General features: G+C 69.9%; 6 protein-coding genes. 4 read left to right on the top strand and 2 right to left on the bottom strand.

The window, feature by feature from the left end; translation table 11 throughout:
* The coding region (locus H0X00_RS18615) for a lytic transglycosylase domain-containing protein (RefSeq protein WP_293773833.1) at nucleotides 1–975 on the bottom strand (975 nt) is incomplete at its 3' end.
* Nucleotides 976–1,276: 301 nt separating this feature from the next.
* Complete coding sequence (gene polA, locus H0X00_RS18610; RefSeq protein ID WP_367186694.1) at nucleotides 1,277–3,946, bottom strand: DNA polymerase I; 2,670 nt, start codon at nucleotides 3,944–3,946, stop codon at nucleotides 1,277–1,279.
* 152 nt (nucleotides 3,947–4,098) lie between these two features.
* On the opposite strand from polA, the gene H0X00_RS18605 reads away from it, so the two are divergent.
* The 4 genes from H0X00_RS18605 to H0X00_RS18590 are packed head-to-tail and all read left to right on the top strand — an operon-like array spanning nucleotide 4,099 to nucleotide 8,252.
* Nucleotides 4,099–5,370 (top strand): branched-chain amino acid ABC transporter permease, encoded by a 1,272-nt coding sequence (locus H0X00_RS18605; RefSeq protein WP_293773830.1) that lies wholly within the window; start codon nucleotides 4,099–4,101, stop codon nucleotides 5,368–5,370.
* The gene (locus tag H0X00_RS18600) at nucleotides 5,370–6,365 is read left to right on the top strand and encodes a branched-chain amino acid ABC transporter permease (RefSeq protein ID WP_293773829.1); all 996 of its coding nucleotides are present in this window, start codon (nucleotides 5,370–5,372) and stop codon (nucleotides 6,363–6,365) included. Before H0X00_RS18605 ends, H0X00_RS18600 begins: the two co-directional genes overlap by 1 nt.
* Nucleotides 6,355–7,473 (top strand): ABC transporter ATP-binding protein, encoded by a 1,119-nt coding sequence (locus H0X00_RS18595; protein WP_293773827.1) that lies wholly within the window; start codon nucleotides 6,355–6,357, stop codon nucleotides 7,471–7,473. The genes H0X00_RS18600 and H0X00_RS18595 overlap by 11 nt, the downstream gene beginning before the upstream one ends.
* The gene (locus H0X00_RS18590) at nucleotides 7,470–8,252 is read left to right on the top strand and encodes an ABC transporter ATP-binding protein (RefSeq protein WP_293773826.1); all 783 of its coding nucleotides are present in this window, start codon (nucleotides 7,470–7,472) and stop codon (nucleotides 8,250–8,252) included. The genes H0X00_RS18595 and H0X00_RS18590 overlap by 4 nt, the downstream gene beginning before the upstream one ends.
* The last annotated feature ends 43 nt before the right edge of the window (nucleotides 8,253–8,295 follow it).

The following is an 8,295-nucleotide window of genomic DNA, read 5'->3' as shown; positions in this document are numbered from 1 at the left end:
CGTCGGGGTCGGGTCGGGGGTCGGGACCGGGGACGGGGTGGGGGTGGGGGTGGGGGTGGGGGTGGGCGTGACCACCGGGGTGGTGGGGACCGGGGTCGGGCTCGCAATCGGGCCGGTGGTCGGGCCGGTGATGGGGCCGGTGCTCGGCTTGCCCTTGCCGGGCTTGACCGGGACGGTGGGCTGGACCGTCCCCGCGTAGACGCCGGCCCAGGCCAGCACGTGCGAGACGTACTGCCAGGACCGGTTGTAGCGGAACACCGCCGCCAGCAGTTCCTCGCGGTCGAGCATGTTGCCGCCGCCGAGGCACAGGTAGCCGGCGGTGGCCAGAGCGGCGTCGGCGATGTTGTTCGGGTCGGCCTTGCCGTCGCCGTTGCCGTCGCGGCCCAGGCCCGCCCAGGTGCCGGGCAGGAACTGCATCGGGCCGACCGCGCGGTCGTAGACGGTGTCGGTGTCGAGCTTGCCCTCGTCCGTGTCGCGGATCAGGGCGAAGTTGCCCTCGCCGGTCAGCGCCGGTCCGAGAATCGGGCGCAGCGTGGTGCCCTTGGCGTCCACGTTGCCGTTGCTCGCGTGCCCCGACTCGATGCGTCCGATACCGGCGATCAGCGGCCAGCTCATGTGGCAGGACGGCCGCTCCTGGCGCATGATCCGCGCCGCGCCCTGGTAGGCCGCGAGCACACGCGGCGGGACGGCCTTCGAGCCCGGGGTGGTCAGCAGCGGGTCCGCCAGGTCCGCGCCGAGCGAATCCAGGTTCGGGAACTGCAGCGGCTCGGGGCCGACCACCTGGCGCGGTGCCTCGGGCTCGTAGGGGTGCGGCGGGACGACGAAGGGCAACGGCTCGCCGGCGGCGATGCCGTGCAGCACGTTGGTGCCGGTGGAGGCCATGAACACCGAGTCGCCCTCACCCGGGCCGGCCCCGGGCACCACGCTGATCGTGCCGAGGATGGCGGAGGACACAGCCGTCGCGACGGCCACCATCGCGGTGCCGTTGCCGGCGTCGCGGAACGGCGCCCAGTTCGACCCGGCCGGCTTGGCTTTCTGAACCGGCGCCCTCTGAACCGGAGCCTGCTGAACCGGAGCCCTCTGAACCGGAGCCTGCTGAACCGGCGCCTTCTGGACCGGCGCCTTCTCGGCCGCTGCCAGGCGGACCCGAGCAGCGGCAGGCTGCCGCGCGGGATCTGCTCTCCCCCGTGCGGATGTCTTAGGTGCACTGTGCCGGCCCATCACGCGGATATCGGCCGGTGCGCGCCTCTCCTTGACCCTGCGTCAGATATGCGGGTCAGTGTCCGGCTTCGTGCCAGGTGCGCCCGGTTCCCAGCGATACGTCCAGAGCCACGGACAGCGGGTAGGCCGCGCCCATCTGATCCCGGACCAGCGCTTCCAGCGCCTCGCGCTCGCCGGGGGCGATCTCCAGGACGAGTTCGTCGTGGACCTGCAGCAGCATCCGTGAGCGCATCCCGGACTGGCGCAACGCGTCGGCGACGCCGAGCATGGCGACCTTGATGATGTCGGCGGCGCTGCCCTGGATCGGGGCGTTGAGGGCCATCCGCTCGGCCATCTCGCGGCGCTGGCGGTTGTCGCTGGTCAGGTCGGGCAGGTAGCGACGGCGGCCGAGGATGGTCGAGGTGTAGCCCTCCATCCGGGCCTGGTCGACGATCTCGCGCAGGTAGTCGCGGACGCCACCGAAGCGCTCGAAGTACTCGTCCATCAACTCCTTGGCCTCGTCCACGCCGATGTTGAGTTGCTTGGACAACCCGAACGGGGACAGCCCGTAGGCCAGGCCGTAGGACATCGCCTTGATCTTGGCCCGCATCTCCGGGGTGACCCCGCCGGGCTCGACGGCGAAGACCCGGGACGCGACCGTGGTGTGCAGGTCCTCCCCGGAGGCGAAGGCCTCCTGCAGGCCCACGTCCTCGGACAGGTGCGCCATGATCCGCATCTCGATCTGGCTGTAGTCCGCGGTCATCAGGGCCTCGTAGCCGGGGCCGACCACGAAGGCCGTGCGGATGCGCCGGCCCTCCTCGGTGCGGATCGGGATGTTCTGCAGGTTCGGGTCGGTCGAGGACAGCCGTCCGGTCGCCGCGATCATCTGGTTGAACGTCGTGTGGATGCGGTTGTGCTCGTCGAGCATCGGGATCAGGCCGTCGACGGTCGACTTGAGCCGGGTCACGTCGCGGTGCCGGAGCAGGTGCTCCAGGAACGGGTGCTCGGTCTTCGCGAACAGCTCGGCGAGGGCGTCCGCGTCGGTGGTGAAGCCGGTCTTGATCCGCTTGGTCTTCGGCAGCGCCAGTTCCTCGAACAACACCACCTGCAACTGCTTGGGCGAGCCGAGGTTGACCTCGTGGCCGATCGCGGCGAACGCAGCCTGCTCGGCCGACTTCACCTGGCCGCCGAAGTCAGCGGACAGGTACGCCAAATATTCACTGTCCGCGCCGATGCCTATCGACTCCATCTCGGCCAGCACGCCGACCAGCGGCAGCTCGACCTCGGCGAGCAGCATCGTTCCGCCGCGGGCGGCGAGCTCGCCGTCGAGGTGCGTGGCCAGGTCGATGACCGCGCGGGCGCGGACCATCGCGGCGTCGGCGGCTGCCTGCTCATCGCCGCCGTCGAAGGAGAGCTGGCCGTCGTCGGCGGTGTCGTTGCGCAGCTCGCGGTGCAGGAAGCGCAGCGCGAGATCGGAGAGTTCGAAGGAGCGCTGGCCGGGCAGGGCCAGGTAGGCCGAGAGCGCCGTGTCGGAGGTGATGCCGGCCAGCGTCCAGCCGTGCGCGGCGAAGGCCAGGATCGGCCCCTTCGCCTCGTGCAGGGCCTTGGGCCGGGTGCTGTCGGCCAGCCAGGTCGCGAGGGCGGCATCGTCCTCCGGGGTGATCGTGGCCGGGTCGAGGCAGCAGGCACTGCCGTCCGCGCTGGCGAGCGCGATCCCGGTCAGCGTGCCGGTCCCCCGGCCCCAGGTGCCGGTCACGTCCACGCCGGTCCGGTTGCCCGAGCCCCCTGAGCCGGAGGCGTGCTCGGACAGCCACTCGGCGAGCTCGCCCGCCTCCAGCACCTCGCCGGCGACCTCGAAGCCGGCCTCGGCCTCCGGCTCGGCGGAGTCCAGGGTCGCCCACAGCCGCTCCCGCAGGACCCGGAACTGGAGGGTGTCGAAGACCCGGTGCACCTCGTCGCGATCCCAGTTCTGCAGCGCGAGATCGTCCGGGCCGACCTCCAGCGGCACGTCCCGGACCAGCGCGGTGAGGTTGCTGTTGGTGATCACCGCGGACAGGTGGGCGCGCAGCGCTTCCCCGGCCTTGCCCTTCACCTCGTCGACGCGGGTGATCAGGTCGGTGAGCGAGCCGAACTCGCGGATCCACTTCGCTGCGGTCTTCTCGCCCACGCTGGGGATCGAGGGCAGATTGTCGCTGGGGTCGCCGCGCAGGGCCGCGAAGTCCGGGTACTGCGCCGGGGTGAGGCCGTACCGCTCCTCCACCGCCGCCGGATCCATCCGGGAGAGTTCGGAGACCCCGCGTTTGGGGTACAGCACGGTGACCTGCGGCGAGACCAACTGGAAGGCATCGCGGTCACCGGTGAGGATCAGCACCTCGAAGCCCTGGGCCTCGGCCTGAACCGCAAGGGTGGCGATTACGTCGTCCGCCTCGTAGCCCTCGGCGGTGACGACCTTGATCATCAGCGCATCCAGCACCTCACGGATGAGGCTGACCTGCGGCCGGAACTCGTCCGGGCTCGCACTGCGGTTGGCCTTGTACTCCGGGAACATCTCGCTGCGGAACGTCGCGCGGGAGATGTCGAAGCAGACCGCCAGGTGGGTCGGTTGTTCATCGCGCAGGGTGTTGATGAGCATCGAGGTGAAGCCGTAGACCGCGTTGGTGGGGGCACCTGTGGTGGTGGAGAAATTCTCCACCGGGAGCGCGTAGAACGCTCGGTATGCGAGGGAATGGCCATCCAGCAGCAACAAACGTCCGCCGGCTTTCGGTGCCGCCTGGTCTCCCACCCGGCGAACCTACCGCGCGCTGTGACCATTCCGGCCCGGTGTCCCGCCGGGGCGGGCATGATCGACTTCGACAAGTTCGGCGACAGGTTTCTCGACACGACCCCGGAGGCGGGACGGTGGCACGCAGGCTGGCCGGCGCGCTGGCGGCGCTGGTGCTCGCGTTGCTCGCGATCCCGTTCCTAGCCTCCCCCGCCGCCGCCGAGGGCGAGGACCTGCACGGCAAGTTGCGCAACGGCGACACCGCGGTTGCCGACGTACGGATCTTCGCCACCGACGCCGGCGGCACGCAGATCGGTGAGACCCGCAGCGACGCCGAAGGGGTCTGGGCCATCCCGCTGCCCGGGCCCGGCAAGTACACCGTCACCCTCGACGCCGAGACGCTGCCCGAGGGCGTCGCGCTGCGCAACGCGGACAACGCGAGTGTCACCCGCGAGATCCTCGGCGGCGCAGAGACGCCTCAGCTGTTCCCGCTCGGCGAGGGCCGGGCCGTGGCCAAGCAGGACACCATCGAATGGGTGCAGCTCACCGCGGAGGGCCTGCGGTTCGGCCTGATCATCGCGCTGGCGGCGGTCGGGCTCTCGCTGATCTACGGCACGACCGGCCTGGTCAACTTCTCGCACGGCGAGCTGGTGACCCTCGGCGCCATGATCGCGTACTGGTTCAACGTCGAACACGGACTGCAGTTGATCGCAGCGGGCGCGCTCGCCGTAGCCGTTTGTGGCGCCGCCGGTGGGGCCCAGGACGCCCTGTTCTGGGGCGTGCTGCGCAAGCGTAAGACCGGTCTGCTCGCGATGATGATCATCTCGATCGGCCTGGCCCTGCTGGTCCGCTACATCTATCAGTACCTCTTCGGTGGCGGGAACGAAGCCTTCACCGACTACAACAGCCAGACCGCGGTGAAGCCGGCCGGGCTGCCCTTCGCGCTCGCTCCCAAGGACTACTGGAGCATGGGCATCGCGGCAGCCGCCCTCGTCCTTGTGCTTCTCGCCCTCAACATGACGCGCCTGGGCAAGGCGACCCGTGCCGTGGCGGACAACCCTTCCCTCGCCGCAGCCTCCGGCATCGACGTCGATCGAGTCATCCGCCTGGTCTGGGCGGTCGGCGCGGCGCTCGCCGGTCTGGCCGGAGTGCTGCTCGGGCTCGCGCAACAGGTCAACTTCGCGATGGGCTTCAACATCCTGCTTCTGCTCTTCGCCGCGGTAACCCTCGGTGGCCTCGGGTCCGCCGCCGGCGCCCTGCTCGGCAGCCTGGTGATCGGGTTGTTCATTCAGCTCTCGACGCTATGGGTATCGCCTGAGCTGAAGAACGTCGGCGCGCTCGGCGTGCTCATCGTCATCCTGCTGGTACGTCCGCAGGGCATCCTCGGCCGCGCGGAGAGGATCGGCTGATGGACTGGGGCGCGATCTTCACCAACGCCATCGAGTCGGGGCTCGGCATCGACGGCGTGTACTTCGCGCTTGCCGCGATCGGACTGAACATTCATTTCGGTTACGCGGGCCTGCTCAACTTCGGGCAGTCCGCCTTCGTGGCGATGGGCGCCTACGGACTCGCGACCTCCGTGAGCACGTGGGGGCTGCCGTTCTGGGTCGGCATCCTGATCGGGCTCGGCGGCTCGGTGGTTCTGGCGATCCTGCTCGGCATCCCCACGCTGCGGCTGCGCGCCGACTACCTGGCGATCGTCACCATTGCCGCGGCGGAGATCATCCGGTTGATGCTGCGCTCGGTGTCCTTGAAGGACACCTTCGGCGGAACCGACGGCCTGCAGCAGTACTCCGGCGCCTTCTTCGAGGCCAACCCCTATCCCGATGACCGCCAGTATGGCGTCGGTGGGGTCGAATTCAGCTCCCGGGACACCTGGGTGATGACGGTCGGCTGGTCACTCGTGGCTCTGTTCTGCGTGCTGGTGTGGGTCCTGATGAACAGCCCCTGGGGTCGGGTGCTGAAGGCGATCCGGGAGGACGAGGACGCGGTCCGCAGCCTGGGCAAGAACGTCTACGCCTACAAGATGCAGGCGTTGGTGCTGGGCGGCGTGATCGGGGCCACGGGCGGCTTCGTCGTCGCCCTCGGTCAGGGCTCGGTCACGGCGGACTCGTTCGGATCCGAGACCACGTTCTTCTTGTACACGGCCCTGATCCTCGGCGGCGCCGCCCGCGTGTTCGGGCCCGTGGTGGGAGCGATCCTGTTCTGGTCGCTGCTGTCGCTCACCGACAACGTGCTGCGCCAGGCGATCGCCAACGGGCACATCTCCGACTCGATCATGACCGGCACGCAGGTCGGCCAGGTGCGCTTCATGCTGGTGGGCCTTGGCCTGGTGCTGATGCTCGCGTTCCGCCCGCAGGGCATCTTCGGCGACAAGAAGGAGCTCGCCCTCGATGCCCGATGACATGTCCGGCGACGCGCCCTCCGGCCCGGAGTGGGACTTCCTGCGCGGGGACCCCGACCCGATCGCCGCGCCGCTGCCCGCTGCGCCCCCGTCTGCCGGCCCGTCTTTTGGCCCGTCTGCTGAGGTGTTCACGCCCGAGCCGATCGAGCCACCCCAGATCAAGTCCGACCACCACGCGGTCGCCCTCGACGCCCTGTCCGGCGCCGCCCCGGAGCCCGGGTCACCCAAGCCCGACCCGATCCTGATGGCCGATGCGGTGGTGCGCCGCTTTGGCGGTCTGACCGCCGTGGACGTGACCCACCTCGAGGTGCAGCGGCACTCGATCACCGCTCTGATCGGTCCGAACGGCGCGGGCAAGACCACGTTCTTCAACCTGCTCACCGGCTTCGACAAGCCCGACGCCGGAGCCTGGACCTTCGAGGGCCGCGTGATCAGCGGCCTGCCGCCGCACCGTGTCTCCCGCCGCGGCATGGTGCGCACCTTCCAGCTGACCAAGGCGCTGTCGAAGCTCTCGGTGCTGGACAACATGCGCCTGGGCGCCACCGGGCAGCGCGGCGAGGCGTTGTGGGCCGCCGTCCTGCCGCCGCTGTGGAAGCGGCAGGAAGCGGCCATCACCGCGCGCGCGATGGAGCTGCTGGAGCGGTTCAAGCTCGACGACAAGGCCGGGGAGTTCGCCGGCACCCTGTCCGGCGGGCAGCGCAAGCTGCTGGAGATGGCGCGCGCCCTGATGAGTTCGCCGCAGCTGGTCATGCTCGACGAGCCGATGGCCGGCGTGAACCCGGCCCTGACCCAGTCCCTGCTCGGGCACGTGCAGAGCTTGCGCGACGACGGCATGACGGTCGTCTTCGTCGAGCACGACATGGACGTGGTCCGGCACATCGCGGACTGGGTGGTCGTGATGGCGCAGGGCTCGGTGATCGCGGAAGGCCCGCCGGCGGCGGTGATGGCCGACGACCGGGTCATCGACGCCTACCTCGGCGCCCACCACGACGCCCCGCTCTCGATCGAAGAGGAAGAGGAGCGCCTCGCCAAGGCCGAGAACGAACTGCAAGCGGAGATCGAGCAGGCGAGCGCCGACCAGAGCGTGGAGGGTGGAGCCACCCCGTGACCGAACCGACCCCCGTTCCCCCGCCGCCGCCCACGTCCGCGCCGCCCGCGCCGGAGGGGGAGGCGCTGCTGCGTGCGTCCACCCTGGTCGCCGGGTACGTGCCTGGCGTCGACATCCTCAACGGCTGCGACCTCTACGCCGCGCCCGGCGAACTGGTCGCGATCATCGGCCCCAACGGCGCCGGCAAGTCGACCCTGCTCAAGGCTCTGTTCGGCCTGGTCCCGGTCCGCTCGGGCACCGTCACCCTGCGCGGGGAGGACATCACCGGCTTCAAGGCCAACAAGCTGGTCTCCCGCGGCGTGGGTTACGTGCCGCAGTCGAACAACGTCTTCGGCAGCCTGACCATCGAGGAGAACCTGCAGATGGGGGTGTTCCAGAAGCCCAAGCAGTTCAAGGAGCGCTTCGCCTACGTCTGCGACCTGTTTCCCACCCTGGGCACGCGCAAGGACCAGCGGGCCGGCTCGCTGTCCGGCGGCGAACGGCAGATGGTCGCCATGGGCCGGGCCCTGATGCTGGAGCCGTCCGTGCTGCTGCTCGACGAGCCCTCCGCGGGGCTGTCGCCGGCGCTGCAGGACGAGGTGTTCATCCGGACCAAGCAGATCAACCGCACCGGCGTCACGGTGGTGATGGTGGAACAGAATGCGCGACGCTGCCTGCAGATCTGCCACCGCGGTTACGTGCTCGACCAGGGCCGCAACGCCTACACCGGCGCCGGCAAGGCCCTGATCAAGGACCCCAAGGTGATCGAGCTCTACCTGGGCACGCTGGCCAAAGCCTGACGCACAGTCAGTCTTCCTACCGGCAAAGCAGAAGGGCCCCGCC

This window comes from Sporichthya sp. (assembly GCF_013815995.1).
Taxonomy (GTDB): domain Bacteria; phylum Actinomycetota; class Actinomycetes; order Sporichthyales; family Sporichthyaceae; genus Sporichthya.
The sequence above is the reverse complement of the archived record's forward strand: the minus strand, read 5'-3'. Positions and strand labels throughout refer to the sequence as shown.